This is a genomic window from Streptomyces sp. YKOK-I1 (genome assembly GCF_054660435.1).
The window spans coordinates 2,699,324-2,717,373 of the sequence record NZ_BAAGDR010000001.1; the positions used below are offsets into that span (position 1 = coordinate 2,699,324).

The window sequence follows — 18,050 nt, forward strand, 5'->3', positions numbered from 1 at the left end:
AGGGTGAACGGTCAGTGAGCTGACGGGAGTTCACTCCAACGTGAGTGTGCCGCACACGTCTTCGACTCGTGCGGCACCAAGGGGTCAGCCCACGACCCTGCCGTTCACCACCACCCGGCGAGGATCCGCGAGCACCCGGACGTCGGCGCGCGGGTCGGCGTCGTAGACGACGAGGTCGGCCGGGGCGCCCTCGTCGAGGCCGGGGCGGCCGAGCCAGCGGCGGGCTTCCCAGGTGGTCGCGGCGAGCGCCGTCAGGGGCGCAAGGCCGGCCCCGGTCACCAGCTCCGCCACCTCGGCGGCCACCAGACCGTGCGGAAGGGTGCCGCCGGCGTCCGTGCCGACGAAGACCGGGATACCGGCGTCGTGGGCGGAGCGCACGGTGTCGTAGCGGCGCTCGTGCAGCCGGCGCATATGGGCCGACCAGCGCGGGAACCTGCTCTCGCCGCCCGCGGCGAGCCGGGGGAAGGTCGCGATGTTGACGAGGGTCGGGACGATCGCGACGCCGTGCTCGACGAAGAGCGGAATCAGCTCCTCGGTGAGGCCCGTCGCGTGCTCGACGCAGTCGATGCCCGACTCGACGAGGTCGCGCAGGGAGTTCTCGGCGAAGCAGTGCGCGGTGACCCGGGCGCCCAGCCGGTGGGCCTCCGCGATGGCCGCCTCGGCCGCCTCCCGGGGCCAGCTGGGGGCCAGGTCGCCCGCCTCGCGGTCGATCCAGTCGCCGACCAGCTTGACCCAGCCGTCGCCGCGCCGGGCCTCTCGGGCGACGTACGCGACGAGGTCCTCGGGCTCGATCTCGTGGGCGTAGCCCCGGATGTAGCGGCGGGTCCGGGCGATGTGCCGGCCGGCCCTGATGATCTTCGGGAGGTCGGCGCGGTCGTCGACCCAGCGGGTGTCGGAGGGCGAGCCGGCGTCGCGGATCAGCAGGGTGCCGGCCTCCCGGTCGGTCACCGCCTGCTTCTCGGCGACGTCGGGCCCGACCGGGCCCTCGGGTCCGAGGCCCACATGGCAGTGGGCGTCGACCAGCCCGGGCAGGGCCCAGCCCTGGACGGTCCGTACGTCGCGGGCGCCGGCCGGACGGTCGTAGGAGATCCGGCCGGCGACGACCCACAGTTCGTCGCGGACGTCGTCGGGTCCGGCCAGGACCCTGCCCTTCACGTGCAGCACCGCGTGATCGCTCATGGGCGTCAGCCTAGGACGACGGGCAGTCCCTCCTCGATACGGGCCAGCAGCCGGCCTCCGTGCACCCGCGGGGCGTCGAAGCAGCGCAGGTCGTCGGAGTCGTCGCCGCCGTCGGCGCGGAGCACCTCGGGGACCAGGAGGGCGGCCGGGTCGACGTCCTGGGCGAGGTCGAGGTAGGCGGGCGCGAGGACCGGGCCGTGCAGGGTGCCGCCTATCAGGTCGGGCGCGAACTCGCTGGACAGCACGGTCACGGCGGCCTTCAGATCGCCCTGGATCATCACCAGCTTCTCGGTCATGTTCCCGATGAACGCGCCCTCCACCGTGACCGAGCCGAGCACCAGCAGCTTCACGTCCCCTTCGAGGTAGACGTCGGCCGCCTTGAGGTCGCCGAGGACGATCAGCGCCGGGCAGCCGTCGTCCACATTGAGGAGGGCGCCCTCGACGGTCAGATCGCCGTCGACGACGACGCCCGTGTCCTGCGTCCAGTCCTCGGCGTCCAGGTCGAGCGCGCCCCGGATCACGAGGGGGCCGGGGCGCAGGTCGTAGGTCTCGTCGTAGAGGTTCTCGTACGACGACTCGGGCAGGCCCCGGCGCTCGAACACGGCGACGGTCTCGTCCCACGCGAGAGAGGTGGTCTCGGTCATGCTCCGCAGCCTGTCACAGAGCACCGACAACCGGCCCCGGTCAGGACTTCTCCTCCTCCACCTCCGCCATCGCCGGGTCGAGCAGCCGGGAGAGGAAGTGACGTGTGCGCTCGTTCTGCGGGTTGCCGATGACCTGGGCGGGGGTGCCGTCCTCGACGACCACTCCGCCGTCCATGAACACGACCCGGTCGGCGACCTCGCGGGCGAAGGTCATCTCATGGGTGACCACCATCATCGTCATGCCCTCGCGGGCGAGCCGGCGCATGACCGCGAGGACGTCCCCGACCAGTTCGGGGTCGAGCGCCGAGGTCGGCTCGTCGAACAGCATGACCTCGGGGCCCATGGCGAGGGCGCGGGCGATCGCGACGCGCTGCTGCTGGCCGCCGGAGAGGGAGGAGGGGTAGGCGTCCGCCTTCTCCGCGAGGCCGACGCGCTTTAGGTTCTCCGCGGCGGTCCGGGCGGCGCTCGCCCTGTCGCGGCGGAGCACCCGGCGCTGCGGCAGGGTGAGGTTCTCGGTCACGGTCAGGTGCGGGAAGAGGTTGAACTGCTGGAAGACCATGCCGATACGGCGGCGTACGGCGTCGATGTCGACGTCCGGGTCGGTGACCTCGGTGCCGCCGACGAAGACCTGGCCCTTCGTCGGCTCCTCCAGCAGGTTCACACATCTCAGCAGGGTCGACTTGCCCGAGCCGGAGGGGCCGATGACACAGACGACCTCGCCCTGGCCGATCTCCAGGTCGATGCCGCGCAGCACCTGGTTGTCACCGAAGGACTTGTGCAGGCCGCGGACTTCGATCTCGGGCCGGGTCATCTGACGGCCTCCTGGGCCTTGCCCTCCATACGGCGTACGACGAGGCCGAGGGGGATGGTCACCAGCAGGTAGCACAGGCCGGCGACCAGGATGGGGGTGGAGTTGGCGGTGGTGCTGGCGAGGTCGCGGCCGTACTTGGACAGTTCGCGCTCCTCCAGGGTGACGCCGAGGAACAGCACCAGCGAGGAGTCCTTGAAGAGCAGGACGAGTTCGTTGGTGAGGGGCGGCAGGATGATCCGGAAGGCCTGGGGGACGATGATCGAGATCATGGCGCGGGCGGGTGAGAAGCCCAGCGAACGGGCGGCCTCCATCTGCCCCTTGGGGACGGCCTGGATGCCGGCGCGGATGGTCTCCGCCATGTAGGCGGCGGCGACCAGGCCGAGGGCGAGGGCCACCTTGCCGTACGTCCCGCCGACGATCTCGGTGCCGGGGAAGGCCAGCGGGACGGCCACGCCGATGAAGATGAAGATCAGCAGGGCGGGCAGCCCGCGGAAGATCTCGATGTAGATCCCGGCCAGCCAGCGGTAGGGGCCGACGGAGGACAGCCGCATCAGCGCGATCAGCATGCCGAGCGCCAGTCCGACGGCGAAGCCGGACACCGTGTAGAGCACGGTGTTCTTCAGGGCCAGGGTGATGACGTCCGGGAACATCTGTTGTGCGATGTCCCCCTGGGCGAACTGGTTCTTCAGCCGGCCCCAGTCCGCCGAGACCGCGAAGGCGATCACGGCGGCGACGAAGACGACGTACTGCGCGCCCCGGGACAGTCTGCGCTTCTGGCGCCGGGTCAGGCCCATCTTCTTCGGCTTCAGCGGTACGTCCGCGGCGGTCATGACGCGGACGGCGACGCGGACGGTGAAGCGGCCGAGGCGTCGTAGGGGCCGATCCACTGCTCGTAGAGCTTCTTGTACGTGCCGTCCGCCTTGGCGTCGGCGAGCGCCTTGTTGATGGCGGCGAGGAGCTCGGTGTTGCCCTTCTTCACCGTGAAGCCGTACTGCTCGCCGGTGTTGAGGTTGTCGACGACCTTGAAGGCGTCGGCGTTGGCCTTGTCCTTCAGCCAGCCCTGGACCACCGGGTAGTCGATGATGACGGCCTTGACCTGGCCGGTGCGCAGTCCGTTGAGGACGGCGTCGGAGGACTCGAAGGAGACCGGGTCGAAGCCCTGGTTCTTGGCGTAGTCCTCGCCGGTGGTCTGCGCCTGGGCGCCCAGCTTGACGTTCTCGGACTTCACGTCGGCGAGGGAGTTCACCCCGGCGTTCTTGTCGACCAGGACGGCCTGGGTGGCGTCGAAGTAGGGGTCGGAGAAGTCGACGTTCTTCTTGCGCTCCGCGGTGATGGTCATGCCGGCCGCGGCCAGGTCGCACTCGCCCGCGTTCAGGAAGGCGCCCGTCTTGAAGTTCTCGAACGGCGTGTCGAGGATCTGCTGCTTCACTCCGAGGTCCTTGGCGACCAGGTCGATCAGCGAGACGTCGAAGCCCTGCACCTTGCCGTCGATCTCCGACTGGAACGGCGGGTACGGGAGGTGGGTGCAGGTGGTGAGCTGTCCGGCCTTGACCAGCTCGACCCCGCCGGCGGCGGTCTTGGAGCCGCTCGAGCCGCTGTCGCTGGAGGTGCAGGCGGAGACGAGCACCAGACCGGCCGTCGCGGTGAGGGCGGCCAGGACGCGGGGCAGGGTGCGGGCCCGGCGGCCGGGGACGGTGTTCACGGGGACCTCCTGTGAGGGAACTATGGGTTCCGATTATAAGGAGATGTTTGGGTCTCTCAAATTAAACCGATGGTTGCAGGGCGGTCCGACCTAAGAAGTCACCGGTCGGGGGTCGTGGTGGGGTGGCGGTTACTCTCGTGACCTCTACCCCGTGAGTGAGAAGAGAGCACCCCTGTGACGCACCCGTTCCTGGACCTGTCCCCGCTGAGCGCCGCCCGTTTCGCGTCGATCGAGGACCGGGTGGCGCGCCTGCTGCGCACCGAGCAGGACGTCGTGATCATGCAGGGGGAGGCGCTGCTGCCGCTGGAGGGGGCGATCCGGGGGACCGCGGGGCCGGGCACCGTGGCGCTGAACGTGATCACCGGTCCGTACGGGCAGACCTTCGGGGACTGGCTGCGGGACTGCGGCGCCACGGTGATCGATCTGGCGGTGCCGTTCCACACGGCGGTGACGGCGGCGCGGATCCGGGAGGCGTTCGCCGAGCACCCGGAGATCGACTTCGTGTCGCTGGTGCACGCGGAGGCGGCGACCGGCAACACCAACCCGGTCGCGGAGATCGGCGAGGTGGTGAAGGAGCGGGGGGCGCTCTTCTACCTGGACGCCGTGGCCTCCGTGGGGGCCGAGCCGGTGCTGCCGGACGCGTGGGGCGTGGACCTGTGTGTGATCGGCGCGCAGAAGGCCATGGGCGGACCGGCGGGTGTGTCGGCGGTGTCGGTCAGTGAGCGGGCGTGGGCGCGGATGGCGGCGAATCCGCGGGCGCCCCGGCGGTCGTACCTCTCGCTGCTGGACTGGAAGGCGCGGTGGATCGACGGCGGACGCGCGGCGCTGCCGCACGCGCCGGCGCAGCTGGAGATGCTGGCGCTGGAGGCATGCGCGGAGCGGATCGAGGCGCAGGGGCTGGAGACCGTGATGCGCCGCCACGCGACGGCCGCGGCGGCCACGCGTGCGGGGGCGGTGGCGCTGGGCGGGGGCCTGGAGCCCTACGTCCACCGGGCGGCGGAGGCGGCGCCGGTGGCCACGACCCTGCGGGTCCCCGCGGGGCTGGTGGCGTCGGAGCTGGTGGGACGGGCGCTGGCGACGGACCCCGCACTGCCGCTGGCGGCGGGCGGGGGTGCGCTCGCCAAAGAGATGATCCGGGTGAACCACTACGGGGTGGACGCGACGCCGAGCGCGGTACGGGGGAGCCTGGTGGGCCTGGGCCAGGCGCTGGCCGAGGCGGGGCTGGACGTGGACGTGACGGGGGCGCTGCGGGCGGTGGAGGAGGTCTGGGCGTAGCCGGGCCTCCCCTCCCGGGGATCACACGCCGTCGGGCGGGACGGGTGTGGCCTGGTGGTAGTACATCCGCCACGGTGCGGCCGCACCCTGCTTGCGCCAGAGGGAACTCCGCCGTGCCCGCCTCCCGTCCAGCACGGTCTCGTAGGTGACGTGCACCAGCCCGGGGGCCAGCAGGACACCGGTGAACCGCGAGGGCTCGTAGCGCATGCCGCTCCCCGTGGCACCGGCCATCCCGGGCAGCTCGGCGAGCATCTCCTCGTACGTCCATCGCCGCCCCGAAGCGCCGACCTCCACGAAGTCCGGGTCGAACAGCTGCCGGGCGAGCGAGGGCGACGCGCGCACCGTGGGATCCATCAGACGCAGTTCGCCTGCGATCGCTTCGCGGACCTCGTCCGCCTCCTGGCTCATACGGGCATCTTCACCCGGCCGACCGGCCCCGTCGCAACCGGGTTACCGCGGCGCGGCGTCCCGCGTGCCATGCTCGGCGCATGACCACCGACGCGCCCCAGAGGCTTCCCGACGGCCGGCCTGTTCCCTTGTTGGCCGCTGATGAACTCCCCACGCTGGAGAGCTGGTTGGACTTCCACCGGGCCACGCTGGAGGTGAAGTGCGCGGGGCTCGACGACCGGCAGGTGCGGCTGGCTTCGGCGGCGCCGTCGGAGTTGACGCTGCTGGGGCTGGTGCAGCACCTCGCCGAGGTGGAGCGGAACTGGTTCCAGCGGGTGTTCGCCGGGCTGGACGTGCCGGTGGTCTTCGAGGAGGAGACCGGGTACGCCCTGAACCCGGCGCGGGGGCTGGAGGAGGTGCTGGCGGTGTGGCGGCGGGAGGTCGCGCGCGGGCGTGAGCTGATCGCCGGGCGGTCGCCGGAGGAGACCGGGCGGATCACCGACGGGCCGATGGCCGGAGCGGTGGTCAGTCTGCGGTGGGTGCTCATTCATCTCGTCGAGGAGTACGCCCGGCACAACGGCCACGCCGACATTCTCCGGGAACATATCGACGGGGTTACCGGATTCTGAATCCAGGGAATTCCCGAGTTCTTCTGCCCGGTTTTCCCGCCACTAAACCCGGCAGATTCCCCACCCCTTGCACGGGCGTGACGCATTGCACAGGCGGGGCATTATGCGGCTTTTGAGGTAGCAGAAAAGCCGCATAACCTCACCACGTCTCACCTGCGTCACGGAATCCCCACGGCCTCTCCATGCGTTATCGAATTCGCCTGGGTAGGTTCCTTCCGCATGACTTCCGCACCAGCAGACCTTCTCATCGACCGTCCGTCCGTGGCCGACGGCGCCGCACTCTGGCGTATTGCCAAGGAATCGGGAAGCCTGGATCTGAACTCGTCCTACAGCTATCTGCTGTGGTGCCGCGACTTCGCCGGCACCTCGGCGGTGGTGCGTGCGGAGGGCGGGGAACCGGTCGGGTTCGTCACCGGGTACGTACGGCCGGCGGACCCCGGCACCCTGCTGGTCTGGCAGGTGGCCGTGGACGCCGCGTACCGGGGCCGCGGTCTCGCCGCCGCCCTGCTGGACGGGCTGACGGCGCGGCTCGCCGCCGAGCGCCCGATCACGGCCGTCGAGACCACCGTCACCCCGGGCAACACCGCCTCCGAGCGGCTGTTCACCTCGTACGCCGCCCGGCACGGCGCCGAGGTCCGCCGCGAGGTGCTGTTCGGCACCGGGCTGTTCCCGGACGGACCGCACGATCCCGAGGTGCTGTACCGCATCGGCCCCCTCGCCCACCCCCGCTGACCCCCCTCACCTCCCCTCCCCCCACACCGAGGAGCGATTCGTCGTGACCATCACCCAGCCCGACCTCAGCGTGTTCGAGACCCTCGAGTCCGAGGTGCGCAGCTACTGCCGCGGCTGGCCCGCCGTCTTCGACCGTGCGCGGGGCAGCCTCCTGTACGACGAGGACGGCCACCGGTACCTGGACTTCTTCGCCGGCGCCGGATCCCTCAACTACGGCCACAACAACCCCGTGCTGAAACGGGCGTTGATCGACTACCTGGCACGGGACGGGATCACCCACGCGCTCGACATGTCGACCGTCGCCAAACGGACGTTCCTGGAGACCTTCCGGGAGTCGGTGCTGCGGCCGCGCGACCTGCCGTACAAGGTGATGTTCCCGGGGCCGACCGGCACCAACGCCGTGGAGTCCGCGCTGAAACTGGCGCGCAAGGTGAAGGGGCGCGAGGCGATCGTGTCGTTCACCAACGCCTTCCACGGCATGTCGCTCGGGTCGCTGGCCGTCACCGGGAACGCCTTCAAGCGGGCCGGGGCCGGGATTCCGCTGGTGCACGGCACGCCGATGCCCTTCGACAACTACTTCGAGGGGACCGTGCCGGACTTCCTGTGGTTCGAGCGGCTCCTGGAGGACCAGGGGTCCGGGCTCAACAAGCCGGCCGCGGTGATCGTGGAGACCGTGCAGGGCGAGGGCGGGATCAACGTGGCCCGGCCCGCATGGCTGCGCGCCCTCAAGGAGTTGTGCGAGCGGCGGGACATGCTGCTGATCGTCGACGACATCCAGATGGGGTGCGGGCGCACCGGCGCGTTCTTCTCCTTCGAGGAGGCCGGGATCACGCCCGACGTCGTCACCGTGTCGAAGTCCATCAGCGGGTACGGGCTGCCCATGTCGCTGTGCCTGTTCCGGCCGGAGCTGGACGTGTGGGAGCCGGGCGAGCACAACGGCACCTTCCGCGGCAACAACCCGGCGTTCGTCACCGCGACGGCCGCGCTGGAGGCGTACTGGACCGACGGGTCCGTGATGGAGAAACAGACCCGGGCGCGCGGCGAGCAGGTGGAGGAGGGGCTGATCTCGATCACCGAGGAGAACCTCGCCGATGTGAAGGAGTACCGGGGGCGCGGTCTCGTGTGGGGGCTGGAGTTCCACGAGAGGGAACGGGCCTCGCGGGTCGCCCGGCGCGCCTTCGAGCTGGGGCTGCTGATCGAGACCTCCGGCCCGGAGAGCGAGGTCGTCAAGCTGCTGCCGGCCCTGACCATCACCCCGGAGGAACTGGACGAGGGGCTCAGCGTCCTCGCCCGGGCCGTCCGCGAGACCGTCTGACAGGGAGAGGGGCACGATGATCGTCCGTTCGTTCAAGGACATCGAGAACACCGACCGGCATGTGCGGGCCGCGTCCGGCACCTGGGAGAGCAAACGGATCGTGCTGGCCCGGGAGCGTGTGGGGTTCTCCCTGCACGAAACGATTCTGTACGCCGGCACCGAGACGTCGATGCGGTACGCGAACCACATCGAGGCCGTGGTCTGTGTGGAGGGCGCCACCGAGCTCACCGACCACGAGACCGGGAGGACGTACGCGATCACTCCCGGAACCATGTACCTCCTGGACGGCCATGAGCGGCACACGCTGCGCGTCCTGGAGGACTTCCGCTGTCTCTGTGTGTTCAACCCGCCCGTGACAGGCCGGGAGGACCACGACGAGAACGGCGTCTACCCCCTGCTCACCGAGCCCGAGGAGGTGTGAGTAGCGTGACCACGCTCACCGATCTCTATCCCACCCGCGGCACCACCGAGGTGTCCGTCCCCCGCCGGGACCCGGTCGTCTGGGGCTCCCCCGAAGCGCCGGGCCCGATCCCGGCGGGCGGCCTGCGGACGTACGAACGCGACGGCTTCCTCACCGTCGAACAGCTCATCGGCGACGACGAGGTGGCCGTCTGCCGACGGGAGCTGGAGCGTCTCCTCTCCGACCCGGAGATCCGGGCCGACGAGCGGTCGGTCGTGGAGCCACGCTCCCAGGAGATCCGCTCGGTCTTCGAGGTGCACCGGCTGAGCCCGGTGTTCGCGGCGCTGGTGCGGGACGAGCGGGTCGTCGGGCGGGCCCGGCAGATCCTCGGCTCGGACGTGTACGTGCACCAGTCCCGGATCAACGTCAAGCCGGGCTTCGGGGCCGGCGGCTTCTCCTGGCACTCCGACTTCGAGACCTGGCACGCCGAGGACGGGCTGCCGAACATGCGGACGGTGTCCGTCTCGATCGCGCTGACCGAGAACCTCGACACCAACGGCGGGCTGATGATCATGCCTGGCTCGCACCGGACGTTCCTCGGCTGCGCCGGTGCCACGCCGGAGGACAACTACAGGAAGTCGCTGCAGATGCAGGACGCGGGCACCCCGTCGGACGAGGCGCTGACCGCGATGGCCGACGCCCACGGCATCAGGCTGTTCACCGGCCGGGCCGGTTCGGCGACCTGGTTCGACTGCAACTGCATGCACGGGTCCGGCGACAACATCACGCCGTACCCGCGCAGCAATGTGTTCATCGTGTTCAACAGCGTGGAGAACGCGGCGGTGGAGCCGTTCGCGGCGCCGGTGCGGCGACCGGAGTTCATCGGCGCGAGGGACTTCACCCCGGTGCGCTGAGGGCCGGTTCCTACAGCCACGCCAGCGACGCCGTCCGCTCCAGTACGTCCCGTACGGCGGCGGCGTCGCCCGTGGCGGTGTGCGGCACGGTGTCCGGGGCGCGTCGGCCGCCCGCCAGGAAGCAGAAGTCGACCGGTTCCAGGGCGAGTTCGGCGCGCATCGGACCGGCCGGGGCGCCGAGGGTCCACGCGCCGATGCCGGTGACCGTGAAGCGCAAGGGCGGTACGCCGGGGCCGAGGGCCTGGCCGAGGACGCCCGCCGCCAGCCGGACCAGCCGCTCCAGATGCGGGGCGGGCGGCGGCGGGACCTGCAGACCGAGGGCGCGGCCGATGTCGTCGGTGTGGATCCAGGTCTCGAAGGCCCGGACGGCGAAGTGGTCGGCGACGGGCAGCCGCATCCCCATCAACTCCACCGGCCGCGCGGCCCGTCCGGCGTCGTGGGCTTCGGGCGTGGCGAGCAGGGCGGCCGTCTGGGACTGCCAGGCGTGGTGGGTCAGCTCGGCCGCGTGCGCGAGTTCATGGCGGATGGTGTCGGCCGTGCGCCGGTTCCAGTACGCCTCCCAGCCCTCGTCCGCCACGGCCGGTGACGGCGGCACCCTCGGCTCCACCCCCAGCTCCACCGCGAGCTGTTCGTCGGCGGCGAGCAGATGGGCGAGGGTGGCCTGGACGTTCCAGTCGTGCACGACCGGCATCCTCCAGCGGTCGGCGTCCTCGCCGCCGTACACATGCGGCAGCAGTGCGGTGAGGGACGCCACGGCTCCGGCGTAGGGGGCCGCGTGCTCCGCCACCGGAGCGGCGGCCGGGCGGGGGCGCTCCCCCCGGAGGCGGCGGCTCTCGGACAGCGCGGCCACCGCAGGGGCCGGCTCGGACGGCTGCCCGCCGGTGTCCTCCCCCGGCGGCACGTCCAGCAGACGTACGGTCTCGCGCAGCCGGTCCGCCTCGGCCGCGCACGCGGCGCAGCCGCCCAGGTGCCGTGCCACCGTCTCCCGCTCGGTGGGCGTGACGGCGTCGAAGGCCGCTGCGGCCACCAGATCGCGCAGCTCGTCGTGGGTGCCGTGGGTGCTCACCGGTCGCCTCCTTCCGCCGTCTCAGCCGTCCCCATCATGCGCCTCTTCCCAGGGACGGTTCGGGCGGGTCGGCCAGTGTCTCGGCCAGTCTGCGCAGGGCGGTGCGCAGCCGGGTCTTGGCGGTGCCCTCGGGGATGCCGAGTTCGGCGGCGGCCTCGCGGTAGGTGCGGCCCGCGAAGTAGGCGAGGTGCACCACCTCCCGCTGGGACGGCGGGAGTTCGGCGAGCGCGGAGTGCAGCAGCAGGGAGCGTTCGCGGTCCATGACCGTCTCGTCGGGGCCGGGCGCCGCGTCCGGGAGGGTGTGCAGGGCGCTGTCGTCGGCGGGGGCGGCCTTGCGGTGCCGTGCCTCGTGGCGCACCCAGTCCACGGCCCGCCGGTGCGCGAGCATCGACAGCCAGGTGCGCAGGCTGCCCCGGCGCGCGTCGAAGGCGTAGGGCCGGGACCACAGTTCGGTGAAGACCTCCTGGGCGATGTCCTCGACGGCGGCCGGGCTGCGGGTGACGCGCAGGGCGATCCGCCGCACCAGCCCGCCGTACACGGCGTACGTCTCGGCCAGCGCGGCCGCGTCCCCGTACACCAGCCGCCCGTGCAGCTCGGCGTCCGCGGCGGGGCGGGCGCGCGCACGGCCCGCCCCCGCCGCACCATCCGTGTCCGCGTCCGTCGGATCCACCGGCACCACCACCCCTGGTGCCCTTTCCTAGCGTCCCGGGCACACGGGCGGCAAGGGGGGGATCAGCCCGACAGTGCGTCCAGCAGGCGGTCGACGTCGGCGGGTGTGTTGTAGAGGTGGAAGGAGGCGCGCAGATGGCCCGCCCGGTTGGACACCTCGATGCCGGCCTCGCTCAACTCGGGCTGGCGCACGCCGAGTCCGGGCACGGAGACGATCGCGGAGCCGGGGGCGGGCACGGGCTCGTGGCCCAGGGAGGCGAGTCCGGCGCGGAAGCGGTCGGCGAGGGCGAGGTCGTGGGCGCGGACGGCGTCCAGGCCCAGCTCCTCGAGGAGTTCGAGGGAGCGGCGCAGACCGGCGTAGGTGAAGAGGGCGTGGGTGAGGTCGAACCGCCGTGCCGAGCGGGCGAGTTCGGTGACCGGCCCGTAGCAGCTGTCCCAGGGCCGCTCGCCCGCGACCCAGCCGGCCAGCACCGGGGTCAGCCCGCCGAAGTCCTCGGGGACGACGAGGAAGGCCGCGCCGTGCGGGCCGAGCAGCCATTTGAAGCAGACGGCGGCGCTGTAGTCGTACCCGTCGGCGTCCAGGGGCAGCCAGCCGGCGGCCTGGGAGAAGTCGACGTAGGTGCGGGCCCCGTGCGCGCGGGCCGCCTCGCGCAGCGCGGGCAGATCGGCGATCCGTCCGTCGGCGGACTGCGCGGCGCTGACGGCGACGAGCGCGGTGCCCGGGCGGACCGACTCGGCGATCCGCTCGAGGGGTACGGCGCGCACCTTGAGGTCGCCGCGGACGTGGAACGGGTTGAGGACGGAGGTGAAGTCGTCCTCGGCGGTGAGCACCTCGGCGCCGGCGGGCAGCGCGGCGGCGATCACGCCGGTGTGGGCGGCGACGGAGGCTCCGGCCGCGACCCGCTCGACGGGGACCCCGGCCAGCCGGGCGTAGGCGGCGCGGGCCGCCTCGACGTCGGCGTACAGCGAGGTCAGCGGCCTGCCTTCGGCCCGTACCAGGGCGGCCTCGTGGAGGGCCGTCACGGTACGGGCCGGCAGCAGCCCGTTGCTCGCGGTGTTGAGGAAGGTGTTCTTCGGGGCGAACTCGGAACGGACGAGGCTCTCGAAGGTCTCCATGGCACCACTGTGCGGCCGGGCGAAGTCGAAGTCCATTGCGGATTTCTGAGCGGAACTCCTAAGGAACGCTTATACGTCCGTCCTGACCTGCGGTTCCGTCCCGACCTGCGGTTCTCAGTGCTGGGGCACCGCGCACCCGTCCGGGCCGCAGGCCTCCGCGCCGCCGTCGTCGATCAGCTTCAGCGGGGAGCGGTCGCCCCAGGCCTGGGTGAGCGCCTGGGCGAAGACCTCGGCGGGCTGGGCGCCGGAGACGCCGTAGGCGCGGTCGAGGACGAAGAAGGGGACGCCGCCCGCGCCAAGCTGGGCGGCCTCACGCTCGTCGGCGCGGACGTCGTCGGCGTAGGCGGCCGGGTCGGCGAGGACCGCGCGGACGGCGTCGGCGTCCAGGCCGGCCTCGACGGCCAGCTCCACGAGCCGCTCCTCGCCCTCGGTGAAGACGGACCGCTCCTCGGCGAAGTTCGCCCGGTAGAAGAGCTGGATCAGCTCGTCCTGGCGGCCCTGCTCCTTGGCGAAGTGCAGCAGGCGGTGCATGTCGAAGGTGTTGCCGTGGTCGCGGCCCCGGGTGCGGTACTCCAGTCCCTCGGCGGCGGCCTGGGTGCCCAGGTTCTCCTCACCGGCCTGGGCCTGCGCCTCGCTCATGCCGTACTTCTTGGTGAGCATCTTGATCACGGGCTGGACGTCGCCCTTGGCGCGTCCCGGGTCGAGCTCGAAGGAGCGGTGCACGACCTCGACCTGCTCGCGGTGCGGGAAGGCGGCGAGGGCCTTCTCGAAGCGGGCCTTGCCGACGTAGCACCAGGGACAGGCGATGTCCGACCAGATCTCGACGCGCATCTTCTCGGCTCTCTCCAGCTCTTACGGGGGACGGAGACTCCCTCCGCCGAGTGCATGAACGTTCAAGCAGCGGGGTTCATTCCCCGGCGGCTCCCCCGTTCACCGGGAAGCGCAGGTAGAGATGGTGGTCGTCCTCCGCGGGCGGGTTCTCCGGGTCCGGGACCCAGCCCTGACGCGCGTAGAAGGCCTGGGCGCGGCGGTTGTCGACATGCACGTCGAGCACGGCGGTACGGCGGCCGTCCGCCCGCCACTGCTCCACACAGGCGGTGTGCAGGGCCGTACCGATGCCCGCCCGCCAGTGGCCGGGGTCGACATGGAACTGGAACAGCTTGACCGTGTCCGCGTCGGCGCCCTCCGGCACCCGGAAGGAGGCCAGCGCGACGATCCGCCCCCGCTCCACGACGCACAGCACCTGCCCGTCGGGCCGGCCGAGGGCGGTGCGCCAGGCGCCGAGCCAGTCGGTGCCGTCCTCGGGGACGCCGTCGGGATAGTAGGTGGCCCGGGCGCGCGCGTGCAGCGCGGTGACGGCCTCCGCCTCGGCGGGTACGGCGGTGCGGATGACACGGCCCGGGGTGGGGGATTCTCCGATCATGCCCCGGAGGACGTGGCGGCGGCCGGACCGGTTCCGCCCGCCGCTCAGCTGCCGTCGCGCAGATCGTCCGGCCAGCTGTCCCGGAACTCGATGTGGTCGTACGTCACCACACAGCCCTCGCCCATCGGCGACTGGGTCATGAAGCCGACCAGGGCGGCACCGGTCTCCTTCTCGTCGCCCAGGGTGAAGAGCCGGACGAAGGTCCAGCGCTTGCCGTCACGGGAGGCGTGGAAGGCGAAGGCCCGCCCGGTCCGGCTCACCCGGAGCCAGACCGAACTGCCCTCCACGGTGAAGGAGTTGGCGTCGTCGGAGTGTCCCCGGGTGACGACCGTGCAGACGGTCGCCACATCCGGGGAGTACTCCAGACAGAGCTTGGCCCAGGCGCGTTCGCCCACATGGACGTACAACACCCCGGCGTCGAAGGCCCAGTTGAACCCCACGGTGACCCGTGCGATCAGCTGGAAGTCCCCCTCGGGCGCCCCGAGCAGCCGCGGCGCGTCCCCGGCGGGCTCCAGCGCCTCCCCGGTGGGCGTGACGAACCGATCCTGCCGGGGCCCGGCCCAGGCACTGAGCACCCCGTCCTCATGGGCCCAGTGCCCATCGGGACCGTACGTACGAAGAGCGAAGGGCAGTTCGGGAAGCGAGACGTCCATGATCTGATTATCCAGGCGACCGGAGCGACTCAGGGGCGCGGGACTGTGCCGATATGCGGCTCCGCCGCGTGGGCGCGAACGGCCACGACGGCGCCGCACCCGCCCCCCACCCGCACCCCTACGGCGCACGCGCGGAGCGCTACCGCTCGAGACGCCCGTCGATCCGCCGCGGCAGCCCCAGCTCGTTCTCGTCCCGAAGCTCCACCGGCAGCAGCGCGACCGGGGCGTTCTGGTAGACGACCGGCCGCAGCCACCGCTCGATCGCGGTCCCGCCCACGGAGGTCGACGTGGACGTCGTGGCCGGGTAGGGCCCGCCGTGATGCTGGGCGGCGGCCACGGCGACCCCGGTCGGCCACCCGTTCACCAGGACACGCCCCGCCAGCGGCGTCAGCTCGGCGAGGATCTCCCCACCGCGCCCCTGCCCGGCGGCCTCCTCGTCGGACAGCTGCACGGTCGCCGTGAGGTTCCCCGGCAGCCGCGACAGCACCGCCCTGACCTCGGCGTCGTCCTCGTAGCGGGCCACTACGGTGACCGGTCCGAAGCACTCCTCCAGCAGCAGATCGTGGTCCCCGGCGGCGGCCAGCCGGCCCGCCGGCACCGTGAGGAAGCCCGCGCTGACGGTGTGCTCGGAGCCCGCGCCGGGCGTCACCGGCGACTCGACCTCGGGCAGCTCCGCCCGCTCGGCCACCCCGGCGATGAAGTTGTCCCGCATCCGGTGGTCGAGCAGCACGCCCGCCTCGGTGGCGCTCACCGCGTCCGTGAGCGACTTGACCAGCCCGTCACCGGCCGCGCCGGCCGGGACGAGGACCAGTCCGGGCTTGACGCAGAACTGGCCGACGCCCAGGGTCATCGAGCCCGCGAGGCCCGTGCCGATGGCCTCCGCGCGCTCGGCGGCGGCGGCCTCGGTGACGACGACGGGGTTCAGCGAGCCCAGCTCGCCGTGGAAGGGGATCGGCACCGGCCGGGCCGCCGCCGCGTCGAACAGCGCGCGTCCGCCCCGGATGGACCCGGTGAAGCCGGCCGCGGCGACCAGCGGGTGCTTGATCAGCTCGACACCGGCCTCGAAGCCGTGCACGAGACCGAGGACGTCCTCGGAGATGCCGTGCGCGGCGGCGGCCGTGCGCAGGACCTTGGCGACCAGCTCGGACAGCGCCGGGTGGTCGGGGTGCGCCTTGACGACGACCGGGTTGCCCGCCGCCAGCGCGCTCGCGGTGTCACCGCCGGCGACGGAGAAGGCGAAGGGGAAGTTGGAGGCCGAGTAGACGGCGACCACGCCGAGCGGCACCTTGTAGCGGCGCAGGTCCGGGATCGGCGGGGTGGCGGTGTCGTCGGGGTGGTTGATCACGACGTCGAGGAAGGCGCCCTCGTCGACGATCCCGGCGAACGCGCGCAGCTGGTAGCAGGTGCGCGCCAGCTCGCCGTTCAGCCGCACCGGGCCGAGCGCGGTCTCCGCGTCGGCGACCTCGACGAGCTGCTCCCTGGCCGCCTCCAGCTTGTCGGCGGCGGTGCGCAGGAAGGCGGCGCGGACGGCGCGGTCGGTGAGGGAGCCGCGCGTGGCGTGCGCGGCGCGGACGACGGTGTCCACCTCCTGGGCCGTGGCCTCCACCGCAACCTGTTCACGCTGCTTCCCGGTTCGGGGGTCGACACTCCAGACTGGTGCTGCTGCCACCGCGGGTCCCTCCACGCTTGCTCCTGGCCACGTTTGGTACTGGCTGTACTGGCTGATTCACCAGGGATGTTCGATATACTGAACGGCGTTTCTCATGGTGAATATGCTGTCGGAGACTATTTCCCGTCGAACGAAGGGGTCAAGGGCGATGTCGGCTGGCGAGACGGGGGGCGGGGCCCAGGTCAAGTCCGCGGTGCGGACGGTTGAGCTGCTGGAATACTTCGCCGGCCGCCCCGGCATGCACTCCCTCGCGGCGGTCCAGGAGGCCGTCGGCTACCCCAAGTCCAGTCTCTACATGCTGCTGCGCACGCTGGTGGAACTCGGCTGGGTGGAGACGGACGCGACGGGCACCCGGTACGGCATCGGGGTGCGGGCGCTGCTCGTCGGTACCTCCTACATCGACGGCGACGAGGTCGTGGCCGCCGCCCGGCCGACCCTGGACCGGCTCTCGGACGACACGACCGAGACCATCCACCTGGCCCGGCTCGACGGGACGAACGTGGTCTACCTCGCCACCCGCCAGTCCCAGCACTATCTGCGGCCCTTCACCCGCGTCGGCCGCCGGCTGCCCGCCCACTCCACCTCGCTGGGCAAGGCGCTGCTGAGCACGTACTCCGACGAGCAGGTCCGCAAGCTGCTCCCGGAGACGCTCCCGGCGCTCACCGAGCACACCATCACGGACCGCGAGAAGCTCATCGAGGAGCTGCACCAGGTGCGCGAGCAGGGCTTCGCCGTGGACCGCGAGGAGAACACGCTCGGTCTGCGCTGCTTCGGCGTGGCGATCCCCTACCGCACCCCGGCGCGGGACGCGATCAGCTGCTCGGTGCCGGTGGCCCGCCTCACCCCGGCGCACGAGCAGCTGGTGAAGGACGCCCTGTTCGACGCGCGGGACCGGCTGACGCTCGCCACCCGCCGGCTGTGAGCCCGACCGGCGTAGGCTCGGACGATGGAAATCGTCCTGCGCCCGGTCCACGACAGTGATCTGCCGGTGTTCTACCGGCTGTTGAACGACCCCGAAGCTCTACGGATGGCCGCCTTCACCCCGGAGCATCCCGCCGACCGGTCGCGCTTCGAGGACCACTGGAAGCGCGTCAGGGCCTCCTCCGCCCTGACCCGCACGGTCCTGGCCGACGGGGACGTCGTCGGCCACGCGGCGGTGTACGGGGAACCGGGCGAGCGCGAGGTGACGTACTGGGTGGACCGCGCCCACTGGGGCAAGGGCATCGCGACCGCGGCTCTGCGGGCGCTGCTGGCCGAGGCCCCCGAGCGCCCGCTGTACGCCCGGGCGGCGGCCGACAACGCCGGTTCCCTCAGGGTGCTGGAGAAGTGCGGCTTCCGCGTCACGGAACACGCCTCGGGCTTCGCCCACGCACGCGGCGAGGAGACCCCGGAGGTCGTCCTCCGGCTGGACGCATGAACGTACGATGAGAAGAGCGGCCGAAGGGAACGAATCCCTTCGGTCCTTC

21 protein-coding genes are annotated in these 18,050 nt (G+C 71.8%); 8 read left to right on the forward strand and 13 right to left on the reverse strand.

The window, feature by feature from the left end; translation table 11 throughout:
* Positions 1–84: 84 nt before the first annotated feature.
* Genes ACYQ8Q_RS11550 through ACYQ8Q_RS11570 form a run of 5 tightly spaced genes read right to left on the reverse strand, consistent with a single transcriptional unit; the run spans position 85 to position 4,336 of the window.
* On the reverse strand, positions 85–1,179 hold the full coding sequence (locus tag ACYQ8Q_RS11550; RefSeq protein ID WP_460064216.1) for an amidohydrolase family protein: 1,095 nt from the start codon (positions 1,177–1,179) through the stop codon (positions 85–87).
* Positions 1,180–1,184: 5 nt separating this feature from the next.
* Positions 1,185–1,823 carry a hypothetical protein gene (locus tag ACYQ8Q_RS11555; RefSeq protein WP_460064217.1) on the reverse strand — a complete coding sequence of 213 codons (639 nt, stop codon included), beginning with the start codon at positions 1,821–1,823 and terminating at the stop codon, positions 1,185–1,187.
* Between the two features lie 40 nt (positions 1,824–1,863).
* A complete protein-coding gene (locus ACYQ8Q_RS11560) occupies positions 1,864–2,634 on the reverse strand; it encodes an amino acid ABC transporter ATP-binding protein (RefSeq protein WP_460064219.1) in 771 nt (256 codons plus the stop codon).
* The gene (locus ACYQ8Q_RS11565; RefSeq protein WP_460073265.1) at positions 2,631–3,464 is read right to left on the reverse strand and encodes an amino acid ABC transporter permease; all 834 of its coding nucleotides are present in this window, start codon (positions 3,462–3,464) and stop codon (positions 2,631–2,633) included. The genes ACYQ8Q_RS11560 and ACYQ8Q_RS11565 overlap by 4 nt, the downstream gene beginning before the upstream one ends.
* Positions 3,461–4,336: a transporter substrate-binding domain-containing protein gene (locus tag ACYQ8Q_RS11570; protein WP_460064221.1), complete on the reverse strand. Its 876-nt coding sequence runs from the start codon at positions 4,334–4,336 to the stop codon at positions 3,461–3,463. The genes ACYQ8Q_RS11565 and ACYQ8Q_RS11570 overlap by 4 nt, the downstream gene beginning before the upstream one ends.
* Positions 4,337–4,510: 174 nt before the next feature.
* On the opposite strand from ACYQ8Q_RS11570, the gene ACYQ8Q_RS11575 reads away from it, so the two are divergent.
* Positions 4,511–5,611: a pyridoxal-phosphate-dependent aminotransferase family protein gene (locus tag ACYQ8Q_RS11575; protein ID WP_460064222.1), complete on the forward strand. Its 1,101-nt coding sequence runs from the start codon at positions 4,511–4,513 to the stop codon at positions 5,609–5,611.
* A gap of 21 nt (positions 5,612–5,632) precedes the next feature.
* Here the strand turns inward: ACYQ8Q_RS11575 and ACYQ8Q_RS11580 are convergent, their stop codons facing one another.
* Positions 5,633–6,019, reverse strand: coding sequence for a nuclear transport factor 2 family protein (locus tag ACYQ8Q_RS11580; protein ID WP_460064224.1), 387 nt, complete (start codon positions 6,017–6,019; stop codon positions 5,633–5,635).
* Positions 6,020–6,099: 80 nt separating this feature from the next.
* On the opposite strand from ACYQ8Q_RS11580, the gene ACYQ8Q_RS11585 reads away from it, so the two are divergent.
* The 5 genes from ACYQ8Q_RS11585 to thpD all read left to right on the forward strand — a co-directional run bounded on the left by ACYQ8Q_RS11585 (position 6,100) and on the right by thpD (position 9,988).
* Positions 6,100–6,627, forward strand: a complete 528-nt coding sequence (locus ACYQ8Q_RS11585) for a DinB family protein (RefSeq protein ID WP_460064226.1) — start codon at positions 6,100–6,102, stop codon at positions 6,625–6,627.
* A gap of 219 nt (positions 6,628–6,846) precedes the next feature.
* Positions 6,847–7,359, forward strand: coding sequence for a diaminobutyrate acetyltransferase (gene ectA, locus ACYQ8Q_RS11590; protein WP_460064228.1), 513 nt, complete (start codon positions 6,847–6,849; stop codon positions 7,357–7,359).
* 43 nt (positions 7,360–7,402) lie between these two features.
* Positions 7,403–8,674, forward strand: coding sequence for a diaminobutyrate--2-oxoglutarate transaminase (gene ectB / locus ACYQ8Q_RS11595; protein WP_460064230.1), 1,272 nt, complete (start codon positions 7,403–7,405; stop codon positions 8,672–8,674).
* A gap of 16 nt (positions 8,675–8,690) precedes the next feature.
* Positions 8,691–9,095 carry an ectoine synthase gene (locus ACYQ8Q_RS11600; protein ID WP_460064232.1) on the forward strand — a complete coding sequence of 135 codons (405 nt, stop codon included), beginning with the start codon at positions 8,691–8,693 and terminating at the stop codon, positions 9,093–9,095.
* Between the two features lie 5 nt (positions 9,096–9,100).
* A complete protein-coding gene (thpD, locus tag ACYQ8Q_RS11605; RefSeq protein ID WP_460064234.1) occupies positions 9,101–9,988 on the forward strand; it encodes an ectoine hydroxylase in 888 nt (295 codons plus the stop codon).
* Positions 9,989–9,998: 10 nt separating this feature from the next.
* On the opposite strand, the gene ACYQ8Q_RS11610 is transcribed toward thpD, so the two are convergent.
* The 7 genes from ACYQ8Q_RS11610 to ACYQ8Q_RS11640 form a co-directional block, all read right to left on the reverse strand.
* Positions 9,999–11,054: a maleylpyruvate isomerase family mycothiol-dependent enzyme gene (locus tag ACYQ8Q_RS11610; protein WP_460064235.1), complete on the reverse strand. Its 1,056-nt coding sequence runs from the start codon at positions 11,052–11,054 to the stop codon at positions 9,999–10,001.
* 34 nt (positions 11,055–11,088) lie between these two features.
* Positions 11,089–11,736, reverse strand: coding sequence for an RNA polymerase sigma factor (locus ACYQ8Q_RS11615; protein ID WP_460064237.1), 648 nt, complete (start codon positions 11,734–11,736; stop codon positions 11,089–11,091).
* 50 nt (positions 11,737–11,786) lie between these two features.
* Positions 11,787–12,839: an aminotransferase class V-fold PLP-dependent enzyme gene (locus tag ACYQ8Q_RS11620; RefSeq protein ID WP_460073267.1), complete on the reverse strand. Its 1,053-nt coding sequence runs from the start codon at positions 12,837–12,839 to the stop codon at positions 11,787–11,789.
* A 114-nt stretch (positions 12,840–12,953) separates the two neighbouring features.
* Entirely contained in the window at positions 12,954–13,670 is a 717-nt protein-coding gene (locus ACYQ8Q_RS11625; RefSeq protein ID WP_460064238.1) for a DsbA family oxidoreductase, read from the reverse strand.
* Between the two features lie 76 nt (positions 13,671–13,746).
* A complete protein-coding gene (locus ACYQ8Q_RS11630; protein ID WP_460064240.1) occupies positions 13,747–14,262 on the reverse strand; it encodes an N-acetyltransferase family protein in 516 nt (171 codons plus the stop codon).
* A gap of 44 nt (positions 14,263–14,306) precedes the next feature.
* Positions 14,307–14,915 carry a DUF1349 domain-containing protein gene (locus tag ACYQ8Q_RS11635; protein WP_460064242.1) on the reverse strand — a complete coding sequence of 203 codons (609 nt, stop codon included), beginning with the start codon at positions 14,913–14,915 and terminating at the stop codon, positions 14,307–14,309.
* Between the two features lie 139 nt (positions 14,916–15,054).
* Complete coding sequence (locus ACYQ8Q_RS11640) at positions 15,055–16,584, reverse strand: aldehyde dehydrogenase (NADP(+)) (protein ID WP_460064244.1); 1,530 nt, start codon at positions 16,582–16,584, stop codon at positions 15,055–15,057.
* Positions 16,585–16,732: 148 nt separating this feature from the next.
* Here ACYQ8Q_RS11640 and ACYQ8Q_RS11645 point away from each other — a divergent pair, with 148 nt between their 5' ends.
* A complete protein-coding gene (locus tag ACYQ8Q_RS11645; protein WP_358993765.1) occupies positions 16,733–17,506 on the forward strand; it encodes an IclR family transcriptional regulator in 774 nt (257 codons plus the stop codon).
* Positions 17,507–17,530: 24 nt separating this feature from the next.
* Complete coding sequence (locus tag ACYQ8Q_RS11650) at positions 17,531–18,001, forward strand: GNAT family N-acetyltransferase (RefSeq protein WP_460064246.1); 471 nt, start codon at positions 17,531–17,533, stop codon at positions 17,999–18,001.
* Positions 18,002–18,050 lie beyond the last annotated feature (49 nt).

Coding starts and splice junctions, on each gene's coding strand:
- ACYQ8Q_RS11560 (WP_460064219.1), bottom strand. CDS start 2,634: ATGACCCGGCCCGAGATCGAAGTCCGCGGCCTGCACAAGTCCTTCGGT.
- ACYQ8Q_RS11630 (WP_460064240.1), bottom strand. CDS start 14,262: ATGATCGGAGAATCCCCCACCCCGGGCCGTGTCATCCGCACCGCCGTA.
- ACYQ8Q_RS11600 (WP_460064232.1), top strand. CDS start 8,691: ATGATCGTCCGTTCGTTCAAGGACATCGAGAACACCGACCGGCATGTG.
- ACYQ8Q_RS11625 (WP_460064238.1), bottom strand. CDS start 13,670: ATGCGCGTCGAGATCTGGTCGGACATCGCCTGTCCCTGGTGCTACGTC.
- ACYQ8Q_RS11555 (WP_460064217.1), bottom strand. CDS start 1,823: ATGACCGAGACCACCTCTCTCGCGTGGGACGAGACCGTCGCCGTGTTC.
- ACYQ8Q_RS11620 (WP_460073267.1), bottom strand. CDS start 12,839: ATGGAGACCTTCGAGAGCCTCGTCCGTTCCGAGTTCGCCCCGAAGAAC.
- ACYQ8Q_RS11635 (WP_460064242.1), bottom strand. CDS start 14,915: ATGGACGTCTCGCTTCCCGAACTGCCCTTCGCTCTTCGTACGTACGGT.
- ACYQ8Q_RS11645 (WP_358993765.1), top strand. CDS start 16,733: ATGTCGGCTGGCGAGACGGGGGGCGGGGCCCAGGTCAAGTCCGCGGTG.
- ACYQ8Q_RS11650 (WP_460064246.1), top strand. CDS start 17,531: ATGGAAATCGTCCTGCGCCCGGTCCACGACAGTGATCTGCCGGTGTTC.
- ACYQ8Q_RS11580 (WP_460064224.1), bottom strand. CDS start 6,019: ATGAGCCAGGAGGCGGACGAGGTCCGCGAAGCGATCGCAGGCGAACTG.
- ACYQ8Q_RS11585 (WP_460064226.1), top strand. CDS start 6,100: ATGACCACCGACGCGCCCCAGAGGCTTCCCGACGGCCGGCCTGTTCCC.
- ACYQ8Q_RS11565 (WP_460073265.1), bottom strand. CDS start 3,464: ATGACCGCCGCGGACGTACCGCTGAAGCCGAAGAAGATGGGCCTGACC.
- ectA (WP_460064228.1), top strand. CDS start 6,847: ATGACTTCCGCACCAGCAGACCTTCTCATCGACCGTCCGTCCGTGGCC.
- ACYQ8Q_RS11550 (WP_460064216.1), bottom strand. CDS start 1,179: ATGAGCGATCACGCGGTGCTGCACGTGAAGGGCAGGGTCCTGGCCGGA.